The organism is Prosthecobacter sp. (genome assembly GCF_046154365.1).
Taxonomy (GTDB): domain Bacteria; phylum Verrucomicrobiota; class Verrucomicrobiia; order Verrucomicrobiales; family Verrucomicrobiaceae; genus Prosthecobacter.
This window is the reverse complement of the sequence record NZ_JBJXFV010000200.1, coordinates 13682-32046: the sequence shown is the minus strand read 5'-3', so window position 1 is coordinate 32046 and position 18365 is coordinate 13682. Positions and strand designations below refer to the sequence as shown.

At 60.1% G+C, this 18365-nt stretch carries 22 protein-coding genes; 13 read left to right on the top strand and 9 right to left on the bottom strand.

Annotation, left to right across the window (positions count from 1 at the left end):
• From ACKVY0_RS25800 to ACKVY0_RS25790, 3 genes are all read right to left on the bottom strand, one after another.
• Positions 1-990 (bottom strand): hypothetical protein (locus ACKVY0_RS25800; protein ID WP_409217746.1); only part of this gene is annotated, 990 nt, incomplete at its 3' end.
• A gap of 24 nt (positions 991-1014) precedes the next feature.
• The gene (locus tag ACKVY0_RS25795; RefSeq protein WP_409217745.1) at positions 1015-1302 is read right to left on the bottom strand and encodes a hypothetical protein; all 288 of its coding nucleotides are present in this window, start codon (positions 1300-1302) and stop codon (positions 1015-1017) included.
• Positions 1299-1835 carry an RNA polymerase sigma factor gene (locus ACKVY0_RS25790; RefSeq protein ID WP_409217744.1) on the bottom strand — a complete coding sequence of 179 codons (537 nt, stop codon included), beginning with the start codon at positions 1833-1835 and terminating at the stop codon, positions 1299-1301. The genes ACKVY0_RS25795 and ACKVY0_RS25790 overlap by 4 nt, the downstream gene beginning before the upstream one ends.
• A gap of 111 nt (positions 1836-1946) precedes the next feature.
• Here ACKVY0_RS25790 and infA point away from each other — a divergent pair, with 111 nt between their 5' ends.
• The 5 genes from infA (at position 1947) to ACKVY0_RS25765 (ending at position 4854) form a co-directional block, all read left to right on the top strand.
• The gene (gene infA, locus ACKVY0_RS25785; RefSeq protein ID WP_409217743.1) at positions 1947-2306 is read left to right on the top strand and encodes a translation initiation factor IF-1; all 360 of its coding nucleotides are present in this window, start codon (positions 1947-1949) and stop codon (positions 2304-2306) included.
• Positions 2307-2319: 13 nt separating this feature from the next.
• Positions 2320-2868, top strand: a complete 549-nt coding sequence (locus ACKVY0_RS25780) for a ribonuclease H-like domain-containing protein (protein WP_409217742.1) — start codon at positions 2320-2322, stop codon at positions 2866-2868.
• On the top strand, positions 2865-3290 hold the full coding sequence (locus ACKVY0_RS25775; protein ID WP_409217741.1) for a hypothetical protein: 426 nt from the start codon (positions 2865-2867) through the stop codon (positions 3288-3290). The genes ACKVY0_RS25780 and ACKVY0_RS25775 overlap by 4 nt, the downstream gene beginning before the upstream one ends.
• 67 nt (positions 3291-3357) lie before the next feature.
• Positions 3358-4458: a hypothetical protein gene (locus ACKVY0_RS25770; RefSeq protein ID WP_409217740.1), complete on the top strand. Its 1101-nt coding sequence runs from the start codon at positions 3358-3360 to the stop codon at positions 4456-4458.
• Between the two features lie 12 nt (positions 4459-4470).
• Entirely contained in the window at positions 4471-4854 is a 384-nt protein-coding gene (locus tag ACKVY0_RS25765) for a hypothetical protein (protein ID WP_409217739.1), read from the top strand.
• Positions 4855-4974: 120 nt separating this feature from the next.
• On the opposite strand, the gene ACKVY0_RS25760 is transcribed toward ACKVY0_RS25765, so the two are convergent.
• Positions 4975-5211: a hypothetical protein gene (locus tag ACKVY0_RS25760; protein ID WP_409217738.1), complete on the bottom strand. Its 237-nt coding sequence runs from the start codon at positions 5209-5211 to the stop codon at positions 4975-4977.
• A 71-nt stretch (positions 5212-5282) separates the two neighbouring features.
• Between ACKVY0_RS25760 and ACKVY0_RS25755 the strand changes: the two genes are divergently transcribed.
• The 3 genes from ACKVY0_RS25755 (at position 5283) to ACKVY0_RS25745 (ending at position 9507) form a co-directional block, all read left to right on the top strand.
• Positions 5283-6695, top strand: a complete 1413-nt coding sequence (locus ACKVY0_RS25755) for a DUF1501 domain-containing protein (protein ID WP_409217737.1) — start codon at positions 5283-5285, stop codon at positions 6693-6695.
• 111 nt (positions 6696-6806) lie between these two features.
• Complete coding sequence (gene glmS / locus ACKVY0_RS25750) at positions 6807-8660, top strand: glutamine--fructose-6-phosphate transaminase (isomerizing) (RefSeq protein ID WP_409217736.1); 1854 nt, start codon at positions 6807-6809, stop codon at positions 8658-8660.
• A 31-nt stretch (positions 8661-8691) separates the two neighbouring features.
• Positions 8692-9507, top strand: coding sequence for a hypothetical protein (locus tag ACKVY0_RS25745; protein WP_409217735.1), 816 nt, complete (start codon positions 8692-8694; stop codon positions 9505-9507).
• Between the two features lie 2 nt (positions 9508-9509).
• On the opposite strand, the gene ACKVY0_RS25740 is transcribed toward ACKVY0_RS25745, so the two are convergent.
• Entirely contained in the window at positions 9510-10130 is a 621-nt protein-coding gene (locus tag ACKVY0_RS25740; protein ID WP_409217734.1) for a Uma2 family endonuclease, read from the bottom strand.
• Between the two features lie 66 nt (positions 10131-10196).
• Here ACKVY0_RS25740 and ACKVY0_RS25735 point away from each other — a divergent pair, with 66 nt between their 5' ends.
• The 5 genes from ACKVY0_RS25735 (at position 10197) to ACKVY0_RS25715 (ending at position 16368) form a co-directional block, all read left to right on the top strand.
• Positions 10197-11246 carry an NAD(P)/FAD-dependent oxidoreductase gene (locus tag ACKVY0_RS25735; protein WP_409217733.1) on the top strand — a complete coding sequence of 350 codons (1050 nt, stop codon included), beginning with the start codon at positions 10197-10199 and terminating at the stop codon, positions 11244-11246.
• Positions 11243-11845, top strand: a complete 603-nt coding sequence (locus ACKVY0_RS25730; protein ID WP_409217732.1) for a class I SAM-dependent methyltransferase — start codon at positions 11243-11245, stop codon at positions 11843-11845. The genes ACKVY0_RS25735 and ACKVY0_RS25730 overlap by 4 nt, the downstream gene beginning before the upstream one ends.
• A 49-nt stretch (positions 11846-11894) precedes the next feature.
• Positions 11895-12836, top strand: a complete 942-nt coding sequence (locus ACKVY0_RS25725; protein WP_409217731.1) for an AEC family transporter — start codon at positions 11895-11897, stop codon at positions 12834-12836.
• 115 nt (positions 12837-12951) lie between these two features.
• Complete coding sequence (locus ACKVY0_RS25720) at positions 12952-13986, top strand: NlpC/P60 family protein (protein WP_409217730.1); 1035 nt, start codon at positions 12952-12954, stop codon at positions 13984-13986.
• 186 nt (positions 13987-14172) lie between these two features.
• Positions 14173-16368, top strand: coding sequence for a DUF1549 domain-containing protein (locus tag ACKVY0_RS25715; protein WP_409217729.1), 2196 nt, complete (start codon positions 14173-14175; stop codon positions 16366-16368).
• Positions 16369-16393: 25 nt separating this feature from the next.
• Here ACKVY0_RS25715 and ACKVY0_RS25710 read toward each other — a convergent pair whose 3' ends face one another.
• The 4 genes from ACKVY0_RS25710 to ACKVY0_RS25695 form a co-directional block, all read right to left on the bottom strand.
• The gene (locus tag ACKVY0_RS25710) at positions 16394-17407 is read right to left on the bottom strand and encodes a dihydrodipicolinate synthase family protein (protein ID WP_409217728.1); all 1014 of its coding nucleotides are present in this window, start codon (positions 17405-17407) and stop codon (positions 16394-16396) included.
• 72 nt (positions 17408-17479) lie between these two features.
• Positions 17480-17836, bottom strand: coding sequence for a hypothetical protein (locus tag ACKVY0_RS25705; RefSeq protein WP_409217727.1), 357 nt, complete (start codon positions 17834-17836; stop codon positions 17480-17482).
• 11 nt (positions 17837-17847) lie between these two features.
• On the bottom strand, positions 17848-18084 hold the full coding sequence (locus tag ACKVY0_RS25700) for a type II toxin-antitoxin system RelE family toxin (protein ID WP_409217726.1): 237 nt from the start codon (positions 18082-18084) through the stop codon (positions 17848-17850).
• 13 nt (positions 18085-18097) lie between these two features.
• On the bottom strand, positions 18098-18352 hold the full coding sequence (locus tag ACKVY0_RS25695) for a hypothetical protein (protein ID WP_409217725.1): 255 nt from the start codon (positions 18350-18352) through the stop codon (positions 18098-18100).
• Positions 18353-18365 lie beyond the last annotated feature (13 nt).

The window sequence follows — 18365 nt, the reverse complement described above, 5'->3', positions numbered from 1 at the left end:
CATAGCGGCAAACGCGTTGGCGGCATCCTCGCCACCCTGCTTTCTTCCTGCGATGGTGTCCTGATGAAACTCCAGCGAACCCAAGCCTGCGGCCATTTCACCCCGCATCGACTGCAGCAGCGCCTTGTCCGTCCCTGCTCCGCTCAAAACTTCCTGCAGCAGGCGCAGATCCTCTGCCGCAAACACACGCTCACGCAAACCAAGCCACAGCGTCTCGGTCACCATGGTTTGCGCCGTGATCCCCACCAAGAAGCCGATCAGCAGCGGTTCAGACTCACACGCCAAGCTGATCCGGCTTGCAGCCAGCAGACTACGCGCCGCCTCGCCGCTGTCTTTGGCTTCAATCGCCGCACGCGCACGCAGACTCAGCATGCGTGCCAGGCTTTGTGCGGCGGTATAATGCGGTATGCGCAGAGCGAAGAGCAGTCCCGGCAGTTTGCGCTCACGCAACCCTGGTGTGAACATCGCCTGCGTGCGCTTCGGTGCCTCGTCGGCGAGTTCCTTGAGCAGCGGGAACTTCGCATCCAGCGCATGCAAAACATCACGTCCCGGTGCGGCTGCATCCGCAGGCAGATCGAGAAACTTCACCTCGCGCAGAAATTTCGCCCACTGGGCCATATCCGCCGCCTGAGCAAGCGTGACGCCGTTGGTCGCCGGCAGCTTGGCACCTTTCGCGTCCCACTTCATCGCTGCCAGCGCCTTGCGCTTCAGTCCTGGTTCACCTTTCTCATCATCGTTATCGACCGTTTCAGTGATGCCGCGCAGCGCCTCAATGGCGAGCAAGTTCGACTCTGCTGGTGGCGTTGCTGGCAGCAGCTTGAGAAACTCCAGCGTTTCGCCTTCACGTTCGATCATCGCCTTCGCCGCCGCCCAGCGGCGTTTGCCGCTCCAGTTCGTCCAGACGAACAAGAGCACGATAAACGTGACAAGTGTGATGAACAGCCACAGCAGGATGCGGATGGCGCGTTTGGCGATAAGTCGGCGGATCATGGCGATGGATGGTGGGGTTTAGAATCAGTTGGCGGCCAGCAGGGCCTCGATGGTGGCGGCACGCTGCTGCCACAGCATGGTGGGAGCTGTGTTGCTCATGGCAGGAGACCGTTGGGTGGCGGATTCGGTCGGCATGGTGAAATACATCGCCAGAATCGCCGCCCAGGCCACGCTCCAGCCGGCGACGAGCCAGCGTGGCGTGCGAATGGCGGGTTTTGCGCGTTGCAACATCTCGTTGCGCCAGCCTTCCGGCAGCGCCCGCCGTTTCAGCGCACGCAGATCGTTTTCAAAAGCATCGGGGTTCGTGTTCATGACGGTTTCAGTTCATCGTACAGCGGCCGCAGCTCGCTCCGCAGTTTCTCCAGGGCATAGCGGTAACGGCTGGCCGCCGTGTTCAGCGGAATGCCCTGCACTTCCGCGATTTCTTCAAAGGTCAGCCCATCCCACAGCTTCAACTGCACCACGCTGCGCTGCTCCATTGGCAGCACAGTCAGTGCGCAGGTGAGGCGCCTCGCGAGTTCCGCCTGATCGGGATCATCCTGGGCCGCAAACAGCTCCGGCGGCGTTTCTTCCTCCGCACGACGCCGCACACGATGCCGCCGCAGCCAGTCGATGGCCTGATGATGCGCCAGCCGCAGCAGCCAGGCACGCAGGTTCACGATTCCAGACGGAATCGACTGCCGGGCCAGTTTGATGAAGAACTCCTGCAGCAGATCCTTCGCATCGGCCTCCTCACCGGTGAAGCTCGTGAAGTAATGAAACAGCCCCGCCGCATGGGCGTCGTAGAGTTCAGGCAGTGTCGGTGCGGCAGGCATGCGGGTGGCAGTTTCATGGACAGGACGCATGGCGGCGAGATTTTTGTCTGCATGAATCTGCGAAACAGGCATTTCACCCTGCAAAATTACTCTTGTAATCCCTGCATGCGGCAGCATCCTCACGCCCAACTTTTTTCAACTATGCCTCCTCCCAAACGCAAAGGCCCATCACGCAGCGGCCCCAACCGTGGTCCCTCTCGCGGCGGTCCCCCCAAGCGCAACGGCCCACCGCCGCCACGTTTCGTTCCGCCGCCACGTCCCCTGGATCCTGCGGATGAGGCCAAGCAGAAGGAAGAGGCCATCGAACTCGAAGGCACCATCGCCGCCGTGCTCGCCGGCACCATGTTCCGCGTGAAGCTGCGCAACGGCCATGAAGTCCTCGCCCACATTTCCGGCAAGATGCGCAAAAAATTCATTCGTCTCGTCATCGGCGACGCCGTGAAGCTCGAAATGTCCCCCTACGACAAGGACAAGGCGCGCATCGTTTACCGCATCGGTTAAGTCTCCCGCGCGCATGGCTGGCGACATTGTCTATTTCGATCTCGAAACACGCCGCACCGCGAATGACGTGGGCGGCTGGGGCAACAAGCACATGATGGGCATCTCCGTGGCCTGCACCTTCAGCACCCGGCAGAACGAGTACTCGATCTACACCCAGGATGAAGCGCCCGCACTGATCAAGCAGCTCAAAGCGGCTGATCTCGTCGTCGGTTTCAACCACATCGGCTTCGATTACGAGGTGCTCAAAGGCCATGACATCCTGTTTGACCCTGCCGACGTGCCCCACAGCCTCGACCTGCTCATTGATCTCGAAAAAGCCCTCGGCCACCGCATCAAACTCGACGCCGTGGCCGCCGCCACGCTCGGCATGGGCAAAACCGCCGACGGCCTCGATGCACTGAAGTGGTGGCAACAGGGGGAGGTCGCCAAGATCGCCGAATACTGCTGCTACGACGTGAAAGTGACCAAATGCGTCCACGAATACGGCGCGCAGCACGGCCATGTGAAATACCACGACCGCAATGGCCGCGAGCAGAGCGTCAACGTGGACTGGCAGGCATGACCCCGCTGTTTCGCCTTCTTCTTCGTGCCAGTTGGGCACCGCTGCTGGTGCTGGTCTTCCACCGGGCTGTTTTCAACACGCCGTGGCGCCAGCCGCTCGATTTCGTCATGCATTACAGCGGCGGTGTGGCCATCGCGTTCTTCGCCTGGCATGCACTCGACTGCTTCGCGTCCTGGTTCGGCACCCTGACCGCCTTCGCCCGTTACCTCTTCACTTTCACGCTGGCCTGCACGGTCGGACTCTTCTGGGAGTTCGCCGAACTCTACTCAGATATCGTTTACGGCTCCCACATCCAGCACAGCATTCACGAAACCATGCGTGACCTCATCGCCGATGCCACCGGTGCGCTGACGACGCTGGCGCTGGTGTTTCTGGTGCGGTGTGTGATTCGGAAGATCCCAGATTCTGAGGGTTCAAACTGATTTGAAGCCAACGTCTCTGCACCATTGTTGTCATCCTTGGCGATATATGTAACAATTCCATCCCGGTATGAAAACCCCCTTTCTCCAACCGCACTTTGAAGGCGAGCGCTTTGATGCGCACACGCTGCCGGTCGAGGTGGCGCGAGATCTGGCTGCTTACGAGGAACTGGTGATGGAACTGGCAAAACACCTCTACCTACAAAAGCATGAGGGCAGGAAGCGTGTTCCGCGCGGCTTTGAAAAGCAGTTCAGCCTGCACATCGAGCGCGTGGATGAGGGAAGTGCGAAACCGTTGCTCTCATGGGTTGCCGCAGCCGGGTTGCTGATCCCCGGTGGCGCGGAATCCGAATATTTTGAGGGAGCGCGGGATGTGATCGCCGAATGTGTGCAAGCTTCTGCCGAAGGGAGGGTGCTGCCTGCCGCTTTTCCCCCACATCTGCTCGATTATTTCAACGTGTTGGGCAGGTCACTGCGCGAAGGCGAATCGGTGAACTTGGCCGATAGCAATCGTGTCCCGGCCATACTGACACCGGAGCGCCGCAAGAAGCTGGTGCTGGCCGTGCAAAAAACTTATCAGCGAGAAGTGGAAATGGCGGGGGTGATCGAGGAGACGGACTGGAAGAACCAAACCTTCAGATTGCGCCTGGATGATGGCACGGCAGCGACGGCTCCGTTCAGCGCGTTTTATGACCCGCTGGTCCGGCAAGCTGGCGGAATCACGCGCACGCGTGTGTTGCTGCGTGGTGTAGGTGTCTTTGACGCTTACGATAAACTGCAGAAAGTGGCCCAGACCGAACATCTGGAGGCATCCGAGAATCACGCGCTCGCAGCGCAGTTTGAGGTGCTGGCTGGTTTAAAGGACGGATGGATGGATGGGACAGGTGCGCAACCACCCAAGGAACCTCTCGCCCAACTAGCCGACCGCCTGGTGTCTTCATTCCCTGCGGACCTCCCATTTCCCTTTGTATGTGCCACCACGGAGGGTCATGTGTTCCTAGAATGGACCGGCAAGGATCACACTGCCTCCGCCGAAGTGTCTCTATCTGAGGAGATCGTAGAACTCCAAGCAACCCATCTTGGTACGGGTGAAACTGTCGATGAAGACGCAAAATTGAACACCGCTCAGAGCGTGGGTGTGATCTACAACTTTGTGCGCCGCTTTGTCTGACCTTCTGTCGTCATGAATCCCACGACTCTTCTGCTGCGTCAGGTGCATCCGAACTGGGTGAAGGAGGATGGCACAGCGGCAAGTCCTGCGTTCTGGCCTTTCCCAAAAGACAAGAACCAACTGTCTGTGGATGACGGCAACCGCGTGTCACCTGAAGATTCCTGGAAACGCTTCACCAGCCGTCCCGACTGCAAATCCGCCGGGGTGTGGGGCTTTCTCGTTCAGGATGCGACGGACTGCAACCTGCCCTGTGCCGACGATCCGCAGGCAGACAATCCGTACCACGTACTAGTGGACTTCAGCGCTCACCACGAGAAGCAGCAGAAAGCCAAGGCAAAAATCCTGAGCGCGCGAGCGAACGCGCGCGGATGTCTGTTCGATCCGGAGCCGGTATAAATGCCTCTTGGCCCTGCACGCGGATGTCTGGCATTACTTTCAGGACATTCAGTGGATCAATCACACCTCCCAAAGCGAGTCACCACGCCTTGAGAACAAAAGTGCCATTTTTCATTTCGATCAACCGCCTGCGAGCCAGGTCTGAAACGCTGCCTCTGCACGTTGCAGCATCTCGGCCTGATCGCGCCGGAGGTCGCTGAACTGGTTCCATGCCGTCAGATCCTGCTTGGAACCCGTGCCTTCGATCTCGGCGATGAATTCCGTCACCAGCTCCAGCTTGTCGCTGTGTTGTTCACGCAGATGCGTCTTGCAGGCAACGCCCGTCTCGTGCAGTCGATTTTTGGTTCCCAGAGCCATGCCGCATTTATCGTGCGGCCAGCGGATGAAGTCACGCAATCTCGTCGGTTTTACCAACGTTCTAAGCGCGCATGACCACGCCTGACTTCCTCGATGTCTCCCGCCGCCAGTTTTTCCGGCAGTCGGGGCTTGGACTTGGCTCAGCGGCGTTGGGATCGCTGCTCGCACGGGACCTGCCTGCCGCGGAACTGGCACGGCGACCGCATTTTGCGCCGAAGGCGAAGCACATCATTTACCTGCACATGATTGGTGCGCCGTCACAGCTCGATCTGTACGATTACAAGCCGCTGCTGCAAAAGATGGACGGCGAGAAATGCCCGGAAGAGCTGACCAAGGGCAAACGCTTTGCCTTCATCGGCGGTGATTTGAAACTGGCGGGCACCGAATTCAAATTTCAGCGCCACGGGCAGAGCGGTCTCGAATTGAGCGAGCTTTTGCCACACCTCGGCACCGTGGCGGATGACATCTGCGTGGTGAAATCTCTGCACACCAACGAGATCAATCATGCCCCGGCGCAAATGTTCCTGCATACCGGCTTCGGCCAAGGTGGACGCCCGAGCCTCGGCGCTTGGGTGACGTATGGCCTCGGAGCCGAAAATCGCGATCTGCCGACCTACGTCGTGCTGCTGTCCGGTCCTCCTGGCGGAGCCGGATCGACGCTGTGGAGCACGGGATTTCTGCCGAGTGTGTATCAAGGCATTCCATTCCGTGGCAGCGGCGAGCCGGTGTTGTTTCTCGGCAATCCGCCGGGACACAGCACCAAGGACCGCCGCCGTGTGCTCGATGCGGTGAAGGCGCTCAACGAACGCCAGCTCGGCATCGTGGGCGATCCGGAGATCGCCACCCGCATCAGCCAGTATGAAATGGCCTATCGCATGCAGACCAGCGTGCCGGAGCTGATGGACATCACGCAGGAAAACAAGACAACGCTCGACATGTACGGCGCACAGCCGGGCAAAGCCTCGTTCGCGAACAACTGTCTGCTCGCCCGTCGTCTCATCGAACGCGGCGTGCGCATGGTGCAGCTCTTTGATTCCGACTGGGATCACCACGGCGGCCTCAAACAACGCCTGACGGTGAAAGCAAAGGACGTGGACCAGCCCATGGCCGCCCTCGTGCGCGATTTGAAACAGCGCGGCCTGCTGGACGAAACACTCGTCATCTGGGGCGGCGAATTTGGCCGCACACCGCTGCGCCAGGGCATCAACGCTGACGGCACCAAGACTTCAGCTGGCCGCGATCACCACAAGGATGCCTACACGATGTGGCTGGCCGGTGGCGGCATCAAACCCGGCACGGTTTTCGGCAAAACCGACGACTTCGGCTTCAACGTCACCGAAAACCCCGTCCACACGCACGATCTGAACGCCACCGTGCTGCATCTGCTCGGCCTCGATCACGAACGCCTCACCTTCCGCTACCAAGGCCGCGATTTCCGCCTCACGGACGTGCATGGGGAGCTGGTGCCGGGCATCATGGCCTGATCACCCCGCAAAAGCGGGCCAAAGGCACGAACTGCTGGCGCGGGTTGTGCGTGCCGGTATCGTACCGGCCTGTCATTCGACAGGCCCCTTTTTACCCCCTTTATTTTTCTCATGTGCGGAATCGTTGGATACATCGGCAATCGTCAGGCTAGCCCGATCCTTTTGGACGGGCTGCGTCGTCTGGAATATCGCGGCTATGACTCGGCGGGCATGGCGCTTAACGGCGGCGGCGAAGACCTCCGCATCGTGAAGCGTGCCGGTCGTATCGATAATCTGCGCATCGCCGTGACCGAGGCTAACCCGCAGGGCACGATGGGCATCTCCCACACCCGCTGGGCCACGCACGGCCCGGCCACGGATGTGAATGCGCATCCGCATCCCGATCAATCTGGCAAGCTGGTGCTCGTCCATAACGGTGTGATCGAGAACTACCAGACGTTGCGTGATCAGCTCATCGCGAAGGGCCACACCTTCCTGTCGCAAACCGACACCGAGGTGCTCTCGCATCTCGTTGGCACCTACTTTGATGAATCGAAGGAGAAGGACTGCACGCTGCGCCTCGTGAATGCGGTGAAATCAGCGCTCGCTCGCGTGAAGGGCACCTACGGCATCGCCGTGATGCATGGCGACCTGCCCGGCGTGATCGTCGGCGCACGTCTTGGCAGTCCGCTCATCATCGGTCTTGGCGACCATGAACATTTCCTCGCCAGCGATGTGTCCGCCGTTGTCGCCCACACGCGTGATGTCGTGTACCTCAACGACTACGACATCGTCACCATCACGAAAGATCGTTACGACGTGCAGTCGCATCAAGGCGTCCCCGCAGAGGTCAAAGTCAGTCGTGTTGAGTTCAGCGCGGACGATGCCGAAAAGGGCGAATTCCCGCACTTCATGCTCAAAGAAATCTTCGAGCAGCCGAATTCCCTGCGCAACGCGATGCGCGGCCGTCTTTCCCGCGATGAATGCACCGCCGTGCTCGGCGGTCTGAACATGACGCCGAAGGAACTGGTGCAGATCGACCGCATCATCCTCGCTGGCTGCGGCACGGCCTATCATGCCGCGATGGTGGGCGAGTATCTCATCGAATCGCTCGCCCGAGTGCCGACGGAAGTCGAAATCGCCAGCGAGTTCCGCTACCGCAACGTGCCCACGAACAAGAACACGCTGCAGTTCGTCATGAGCCAGAGCGGCGAAACCATCGACACCCTCGCCGCGATGCGTGAAGGCCAGCGCAAGGGCATTCGCTGCCTCGGCATCGTCAACACCGTCGGCAGCACCATCGCTCGTGAGAGCGACGGTGGTGTTTACATCCACGCCGGACCGGAAATCGGTGTGGCGGCGACGAAGACGTTCACCTCTCAAGTCGCGATCCTCACGCTGCTCAGTTTGCTTCTTGGCCGCATCCATCACCTTTCAAGCGTCGATGGTTTGGAGATGATCGACGAACTCGAAGCCTTGCCAGATAAGATCGTCCAGATCCTCAAGCAGACGGACAAGATCAAGGCCATCGCCGAAAAGCATGCGCACGCTGAGGGGATGCTGTTCATGGGCCGCCAGATGAACTATCCGGTCGCGCTCGAAGGCGCACTGAAGATGAAGGAAATCAGCTACATCTACGCCAGCGGGCATCCGAGTGCGGAGTTGAAACACGGCGTCATCGCTCTGGTGAAACCAGACATGCCGTCGGTTTTCATCGCTCCTGGCGATGCCGTGTTCGACAAAAACGTCAGCAACATCGAGGAAGTCCTCGCCCGCAAAGGCCCCGTCATCGCCGTGACCACCGAGGGCCGCACGGAGCTGGAGCGCCTTACCAAGGATGTGATCTACGTCCCCGACTGCCCCTCCTACCTCACGCCAATTCTAAACGTCATCCCGCTCCAGCTCCTGTCCTACTACACAGCGGTGGCGCGTGGCTGCGACGTGGATAAACCAAGAAATCTGGCGAAAAGCGTCACGGTGGAGTAAGTTCGCCCGTCTGGAACTCCAGCCGCCCACCATGACCGCCATCCCGTCCCGTCTGAGCCTCACGATCTGTATCGCAGCGCTCGGACTGTGCCTCGGGCAGGCGCTGGCCGAGCCACCTGTTTCTGGTGCTCTCATTTCACCCGCACCAGCCGCCATCGCTTCCGATCAGACTCCGGCAGACTTTCTCGACATGGTCGGCCAGCGCATGAAGGCACGCTGGCGTCTGATGTTTCGTCCGCCGCCACCCACGCCACCGACGGATCGTGGTCGAGCAGCTTTGATCCTCGGCAGCCTGCTCGCTGACAGCTTTCTCGTCTGGCAGGCCACCGATTCGCAGCAGTTCCGCAACAACAACCAGGACGTGCTCACTTACTGCCGCATGCTCGGCCTTGGTGAAAAACTCATGCCCCGCCTCATGGCCCAGGGCAAAATGGCCGAAGACAGCGAGTGGAAAGATTTGCGTCATGAAATCGTCGATGGTCATCAGGAACTCGTGCGCATGCTACGCGAGCAAAAGGACGAAGACCTTGCCCTCATGATCGACCTCGGCCTGTGGCTGCGCGTGTTGGAAATCGTTTCCACCCTCGTGGCCGACGCACCCGATGTGGACATCCGACCGCTGTGTATCGGTTCACCTGCGATACTGCAGGACATGCGCGACGACTTCAGCCGCATCAGCGCCCCAAAACGCCAGGGCACCATGGTCAAACGCATCGGTGTTGCCATGGATGAAATCAGCACCCTCTGGAAAGACGTGAACAAAGTCCCGCCGACACAGATTCAGGTCGCCAAGACCCATGAGAAGCTCAAAGAGCTGATGCAGGCGCTGATGGACAAGCAGTCCTGACTTCAAGTCTTCGGCAGCAACCGCAGCGGCGGTGCCGCCGGAAACTCCACCCCTGCAAACACTTCGGACAAGGGCAGCGTCACTTCCAGCGCCGTCAGCGTGGCCACCGCCTCCAGACCCGCGCACAAAGCATACTGCCAGGTGCCGTCCGCCTGCCGCAGAAACGTCTCCACCTTCGCCTGATCCTGCGTCACCAGCACATACTGCTGCAGCGAGGCGATGCTCTGATAGTGGTCAAACTTCGTGCCGCGATCATAGCGCTCCGTGCTGTCCGACAGCACCTCCACGATGACGGTGGGATTCGTCACCGTCTCGCCCGCATCATCCTCGGCATCCAGCTCCACCGGCCCGCAGATCACACTGACATCAGGATAGGTCCGCAGGCTCGTCTGCGGGATCTTTACCCGCAGATCGCTGTCAAACGTGCGGCAGCCACCGCCTTTGCGCCGCAAGGCATCACGCAGTGTGCCAACGACATTCGCCTTGATCAGGCTGTGATTCACGCTGCCACCGGCCATCGCAAACACCTCGCCGGCGAAGAATTCGCTCTTGCATGCCGCCGCACGCTCACGGCGGTAATAATCCTGCGGTGAGAGATGCACTTTGAGTTGCGTGGCGACCATGGTTCAATCATTGCCACAGCAAGGCGGCATTGGCAAGATGTGCCAAACCCATGCAGCATGGGCGTCATGTCACCCCGCATCCTCATCATCGGCCAGGGCCTTGCCGGCACGGCGTTGGCGTGGCGTTTGTGGGAACGTGCCGTGCCGCTCTTGATCGTCGATCGTGATGAACCGCACACCAGTTCGAAAGTGGCCGCCGGATTAATCACGCCCATCACCGGCATGCGCCTCACCGTGAGCTGGCGCTACGATGTGTTTTATCGCGAGGCGCTGCGCTTCTACCGCGCCTGTGGCAAGCGGCTGAAACAACGCTTCTTCTTCCCACGCGGCTACGTCCGCTTGCTCAAAAACGAGGCGGAGATCGCCAAATGGCACAAGCGCCGCCGCGATCCTGACATGCAGCCGTTTCTGCATCGCCAGACGCCTGAATTGAATGCCGAGGTGATTCACCAGCCCGAAAACGGCTTCCAGCAGCGCCACGCCGCCTGGCTCGACACGAACGCCTACCTCGAATTCAGCCGCTGCTTCTTCAAATCGCTCGATTCAAGCATCACCGCCGACGTACAACCCGCCGACGTGCATGACGATGCCGATGCCGTTGAATGGAACGGCCAGCGCTTCTCCCACGTCATCTGGGCGCAGGGTTGGAGCGCTGAAAAACATCCACTCTTCCACTGGGTGCCGTTTCAATCTGCCCTCGGCACCATCCTCACCGTTAAAGCCGATCTCCAAGGCGAAAAGCGCATCGTGAATCGCGGCTGCTGGCTCCTGCCACGCCAAGACAGCACCCTGCGTGCCGGCTCCACCTACGAGTGGACGTTTGATGATCCAAACACGCCATCCGCCGACCAAGTGCAGAAGCTCGAAGCCACCCTGCACAGCGTCCTCAAAGCCCCCGCCCAAATCACCGCCACGCAAACCGCCGTGCGTCCCATCATCAAGAACCGCCAGGCCCTCATGGGCACCCATCCCACCCATCCCCGCGTCGCCTTCCTCAACGGCCTCGGCTCCAAAGGCTCTCTCCGTTCTCCCTGGCTCGCACGACACCTCATCGAACATTTGCTTGATGGCACCACCATCGACGCGGAGATGGATTTGCAGCACAATTCGATATGAGCAGCGATTCCAAGCCCCATCTCACCAGCCCCAATGGCGGCCTGCCTTCCTCCGTGCTGTGGGCGCAGTTGATGTTGAAGGACCGACTGCGACCGGGTGACACCGTGATCGATGCGACGATGGGGAACGGGCATGACACGTTGTTTTTGACGCAGTGCGTGAGTCCGGGAGGGCATGTGTTTGCCTTCGATGTGCAAGCGACCGCCCTGGTGGAAACGGCGAAGCGTGTCCCGGCGGAAATGACGACGCTGATTCACTCCGGCCACGAAACGATGCGCGCGCATCTGCCAGCGGAACTGCATGGGAAGATCAGCGCGATCATGTTCAACCTCGGCTACCTGCCCGGCACGGACAAAGCGCTCATCACGCGCACCGAAACAACGATGATCGCAGTGCGGGAGGCACTGGAGCTGTTGAAGCCGGGCGGACTGCTCACCATCGCGGTGTATCCAGGACATGAAGGCGGGGCCGAGGAAGGGCGCAGCATTGCCGAATGGGCGGCCACGCTCGATTCGCGCCGTTTTGAGGTGCAGCATCTGCGCCCGATCAACCGCTCTGCCACACCTCCGGAGCTATGGGTCGTGTGGAAGCGCGGCTGAGCAGCGCCACTTGCGCGGCGGGCTTTCAGGGCCTAGCGAGAGAGCTTCCATGCTCGACTACCTCAGCATTCTCTCCGTGGCCGTGCCCGTGTATCTCACGATGGCTGCGGGAGCGCTGGCGCGTCGCACCGGGCTGCTGAAACCTGAAGCGGACACCAGTTTAATGAAGCTGTCCGTGATGCTACTGACACCAGCGCTGATCATTGAGCGCGTGGTGGGCAATCCGGCGGTGATGAAACTCGCACCGGTGCTGATTGCGGCGGGTTTGGGCTACACGCTGGTCGTGATCGGCATCGCGCTCACCTATTTCGTGGCCCCGCTGATCGGTTTGAAGAAAGGCGAGGGCCGCCGCACCTTCAGTGTGGCCTGCGGGCTACAAAACTACGGTTTCGTGGCCATCCCGCTCGTCACCGCATTGTTTCCTGACAAAGGCACGCTCGGTGTGCTTTTCACCTTCACACTCGGCGTCGAACTGGCCTGCTGGACAGCCGGTGTCGGCCTGCTGACGGGCTTGGACAAGGCACCGTGGCGGCTCGCGCTCAATGCGCCGGTGCTCACGATCATCGTTTCGTTGCTGCTGAACTTCACCGGCCTCCACATTTACGTGCCGCTCGTCGCGCACAACACTTTCGCGATGCTCGGTGCCTGCGCGGTGCCGCTGGCCGTGCTGCTCATCGGCGCTTCGATTGCGGATCTCTGGGGCCAGGCGTCGATCCGCTGGAACGTGGCCGTTTTCAGCCCGGTGCTGCGGCTGGGCATCATCCCCATCGCCTTTCTCGCCACTGCGTACTTCCTGCCCATCACCACAGAATTGAAACGTGTGATCGTCGTGCAGGCCGCGATGCCTTCCGCCGTGTTCAACATCATGATTGCACGTCTCTACGGCGGTCATGCGCCGACAGCGGTGCAGGTTGTCATCGCGACCACCTTAGTAAGCTGTGTCTCGACGCCGCTGGTCATCGCCTGGGGCCTCAAACTGGTCGGCGTATGAACCTGCTACCCAGAGCCTTGCGGTCGCGCTCACGGCGTCCACATCATCGCCCGGATGATGTATTCCTTTGATCAAATCGGCTGCAACGGCGTCAAACGGCTGCTTCTTTGACCCTATGAACGCCTCACCTCGGATTTCCATGATTCTGTTCTGCATGATTTCCATCGCGCATGCGGAAGCGACGAAAAAATCCGAGCCCGCGCAGGATGAGCAGGCCAAAACACCACCGCCCGCCGCCGTCTCCTCTGTCAGCATCGAGGACATCAGCGGTTTTGATAAATATCCCAAGCAGGTGCAGAGCCTCGTGCAGAGCGCCCTGGCGCTCACGCATCTGGAACTCGGCTATCTCTACGGTTCCCACGAGCCAAACAAGGGCGGCATGGACTGCTCCGGCACCGTGTATCATGTGCTGCAGTTCCAAGGCCTGAAGGGCGTGCCGCGCCAGTCGGACGAAATGTGCCAGTGGGTGGAAAAGAAAACGCAGCTCCATCTCACGCCGACCGCCACCGGCTTCGACAGCGAAGAATTCGCCAACCTGAAGCCAGGCGACCTGCTGTTCTGGACCAACACCACCGAGACGAAGCGCAAGCTGCCCGTGACACACGTCATGATCTATCTGGGCAAACTCAAGCAGAACGGCAAACGCGTGGTCTTCGGCGCGAGCGATGGGCGCAGCTTCGCCGGCCTGCGCCGCAGCGGCGTGAGCGTCTTCGACTTTCATCTGCCGAAAGCGGAGAGCCCCACGCGTTTCTACGGTTACGGCCCCGCGCCCGGCCTGCTGCCGGTGGCGGTGGAGCCAACGCCCGCCGTCATCGCCGCAACAACCAAGCCGGTCGAAAAAACGGTTCCGGCTGAGAAACCCACGCCACCGCCTGCCGAAAAGCCCGCCGCGTCCAAAGAAGAAGTCCGCAAGGCCGTCGCCCTCGTGAGCGAGGCGAAACCAGAACCCAAGGCAGAGCCGAAACAAACCGTCGTGACCGAGACGAAGCCCAAAGCCACACCGACGACAAAAACGAAAAGCAGCAACGGCACCGTGAAGAAATCCACCACAACACCGGTGAAGAAAAAAACACCGCCACCGCCTCAAAAGAGCCAGATGGAGAAGACCCTCGACCGAGCCGTTGATTCCATGCGGCGCTTCTTCCGCTAACGCAGTCGTTCATCGTCTCATCTGGCGGGCGCTTTCCTTCGGTGGAAATAAATCCCGCTGAACGCCTCCGGCTGCTCCACGCTATTCCGCAGGCGTTTCAAGAGAGCTCAACCAGGCGCGTCTTCCTCAAAGCGGCAGTTCCAGGGCGGATAAACACGGCATTCGGCATGCGTTTAGTGCCGTGCGATGAAACCATCACTCTACCACCAGCTTCTTTTCGTGGCTGTGCTCTCTGCGGCGATGACGGCGCAAGCTGAACCGGCAACCACAAGCGTTGCGGCACCGCAAAAGATCGATGAATTGCTCGCGGCCCACTGGCAGAAGGAGAAGCTCACAGCCAATCCACCGGCGGGCGACGACGTGCTCGTACGGCGTTTGCATCTCGACATCGCGGGCCGCATCCCGACGTATCGCGAGACGGAGGAGTTCCTGGCCGACACATCGAAGGACAAACGGTCGCGGCTGATCGACACGCTGCTGACCAGCGAGGGCTACGCACAGCATTTCTTCAATTACTGGGCGGACATTCTGCGGCTGCAAGGCCAGCTTCAAGGCGGGCTGGTCGGCGGCGCTTATTTCAATTGGATCAAGGACAGCCTGCGAGAAAACAAGCCCTATGACCAGCTTGTGCGCGAGATGGTGGCATCGAAGGGCAAGGTCTGGAACAGCCCCGGCGTCGGCTATTACTTCCGCGACCGGAACATGCCGCTGGACAACATGGCCGCCACCGTGCGCATCTTCCTGGGCACCCGCATCGAGTGCGCGCAGTGCCACAATCACCCGTTCGACAAATGGACGCAGATGCAGTTCTACCAGTTGGGCGCTCACTACACCGGCCTCTCCGCGCGCGAGGACGACTTCGGAAAAAACATGATCGAGGCGAACCGAATGTTGAAGGAAAAAACCAAGGCAAACCTTCTCAGCAACGAGGAGGTGAACGGCTTCAACGATGCCATCAGACACATTCGTGTTCCGTTCATCCTGACCAGCGTGACCCAGGATGAGTGGGCACTCCATCTCCCGCATGACTATCAATACGACGATGCCAAACCCAAGACGGTCGTCGCGCCAGCGGTGCTGTTTGGCAAAGCCGCGCCGAGCGGTGCCGGAGTCAAACGAATGGATTCCTACGCGGGCTGGATGACCAGCAAGGACAATGCACGCTTCACCAAAGTCATCGCCAACCGGCTGTGGAAAAAAGTCTTCGGCGTGGGCCTCATCGAGCCGGTGGACGAAATCATGGACAACACTGTGGGCGCCAATCCCGCGCTGATGACTTATCTCAAAGGTCTCATGAAGGAGCTGAACTTCGACATGAAGGGCTACCTGCGAGTCCTCTACAATACCAGCGCCTACCAGCGCACCGTCTCCAGGCAGGAAGCTGTGCCGGGTGAGCCGTGGCACTTCACCGGCCCACTGCTCCGGCGCATGACGGCGGAGCAGATGTGGGATTCCTTTGTCACGCTCATCAACCCGACGCCTGACATGCCCAACGAGCCGACACAGGATACACAGGCGAAACGCCTCGCCGGCGTGAAGAAGCTTTCGGAGGCATTGGACACACTTACGCCGGACGAGATTCTTGAAGGCGCTCGGGTGTCCGCCAAAAAGTTTGCCGAGATCGCCATCAAGATGAAGGAGGTTGAGACGAAAATCATCGCCGCTCGTAGCGCTGGCGACATCGCCAGCGCCAAAGAGCTGACCAAGGCATACGACATACTCAAGGCCAGCCAGAGTGCGACGAGGCAGATCGTGCATGATCTGATTTTCACCAAGGGCATCCAACGTCTGGAGGGCCAGCAGGCGGGCTTGAAGAAAACTGCGGCAGCCCCTGCCCCGCCCGCGATGAATGCCATGGACATGCAGATGGCCACGAGCGGCTACATCTCCGGCAAAGACAAACACGCGCTCACGGACGGTCAGCAAAAGCAACTGCGAGACGAGGCCGCGCGCTTCGGACTCACTGGCGAGAGGCTGGCCGCGTTTCTGAAATCACGCGCAGCTGGCATCAGCCGCTGGTTGAGAGCTGCGGAGATCAGTTCACCCGCTCCACGCGGCCATTACCTGCGCGATTTCGGTCAGTCGGATCGCGAGACCATCGAGAACGCCAACCACGATGCCTCTGTGCCACAGGCGCTGACCCTGATGAACAGCGAGCTGCTGCCAGAGATTCTCGGGCCTTTTTCTGCGCTGAATCTCACGCTCAGCAAGATGAACGGTGCCGATCAACAAATGCAGGCCACGTACCTGACGCTGCTTTCCCGTAAACCCACGGCGGTTGAGCAGGCGACGTGGCAGAAGGCTCGGGACAGCGGCATCGGGCAGATCGACGATCTCATCTTCGCACTGATCAACACGCAGCAGTTCATCTTCATTCAGTGAAGTGGAACGTGGCCCTCACATGGTTTCAGGATTTCAGCCAGTCTTCGCGATGAGCGGCAACGAACGCGTCATCGTTGAGATGTGGATAAGCATGATAAACTCGATCAATCTCCTCAAGCTGGCCTGGACTGAGCGTTTCATGCTCATCGAGGCACCAGAGGCCCTCCAGTAGGCCTTGGCGACGCAGAACTTCATGCAGACCGGCGATGCAGCCGCGAAAGCCGTTCGCCGCATCGAAGAAGGCGGCGTTGCTGTCGGTCACTTCGATGCCGAGACGCAGCAAATCAGGCGTGGCATCGGCGTTGCGGCATTTTTCCAGCAGTTCGACGGCACGCTGCGTCCACACCGACCAGTGACCGAGCAAGCCGCCGATGATGCGGCGTTCTTGGCCCGCAAAGCGGAACGGCGTGAGGAAATCGGCCACGATGCTGTCGTCGTTGCCGGTGTAGAGGGCGATGTCATCGCGTCCGGCCTCAATCACGGCACGAATCACATCGATCGTCTGATAGCGGTTGAAGGGCGCGATCTTGATGGCGACGACGTGGTCGATTTCCGCAAAGCGACGCCAGAATGACTGCCGCAACACACGACCGCCAACGCTGGGTTGGAGATAAAAGCCAATGACGGGAATCACATCGGCCACCGCCCGGCAATGCGCGATCAATTCGTCTTCCGAAGCATCACGCAGCGCTCCCAGGCTCAATAATCCGGCGTGATAGCCGAGTTCGTGCAGCAGCCCGGCTTCAGCGACGGCTTGGTGTGTCACACCGCAAATACCGCCGATGCGGACGAGCGGTTTGGCAGCACGATCCATCTCCTCCTGCGCCAGTTCGAGCACAGGCCGAAACAAACCAACCTTGGTATCACGAATCGCGAACTGAGTCGTATGGACACCGACAGCGAGACCGCCGACGCCTGAAGCGATGTAATAGCGTGACAGCGCCCGCTGCCGCCGTTCGTCGAGTTTGCGCCGCGCATTGAGCGCGAGCGGATGCGCCGGGATGGCGATGCCGTGTTGAAGTTGCTGCAGAAAATTCATGGGGTGCTTGCCTTCATCCAGCGACGGAGCATGTCGCGCAACTGGCCCATTTCACGAAAAAGCTGCGCCAGATCAATGAGCACACCGACGCCGCGCGGCTGCACCCGCGTTCGCCAGGTCGAGGCCCTTTTGGTTCATCTTGAGGTTTGTGAGCACACACCCGGCGGCAGCGGCCGCATGGCGCAGTTCCGCGAGGTATTTCGGCTCCAGTGAAACGAGCGTGGCCGTCATCAAATCGAGCACGCGCAGGTCCAGCTCGTCACGCATGATGCGCGGCAGGTCGAGCAGGCGCAGTTTGCCTGGTTGGGCCGTTATTGAGAGATGTGGCGTGAATGAACCCGTGGTGATGCCGGGTTCGCGTGGTAGTGCGAGAACCGGAGCCGCGGTCAACGTCAGCGGCAGCGCCTGGAGGAAGCGGCGGCGTTTCATGTGGGCAGGAATCAATGCTGTTGTTTAACCAGTGCTCTTGGCGCTGCATAGATGCATTCCGCCACCTGCTGGCCGCGATCCATGCGTTGACGGAACACCACGCGGTAGGAACCCGAACGTAGGCGGTGATAACCTTCAAGCCTGCCTTTGAGCCATTTGATGTCTGCCTTTCCTGTGGCGGGCTTGTGCAAAGCATCACGCAGACGCTTATTGGGCAGCGGCGGCAGTTGCGAGACAAAAGCCAGCACTTAATCGGACAATTCAACCCTGATGGTCATCGAGCGCGGAGAGTGGCTGGAATTTCGTCTTGCCCGCCTCGTAGTTGCGCACCGCCTTCATCGCTTTCTTGTCCTGCATGACTTCCATCGTCTCCAGGATGCACTCCACCCTGTCACACGACAGGAAAAAGCCGACCATCTGCTTGTTCTTGGTGATGGGCACCGGTCGCTGCTGGGAGTCCCGTACAAGCGACGACAGCTTTTTCTGAGCTTGCGCCATGGTATAGGCGGCTGGCATGTGGATTGTTACC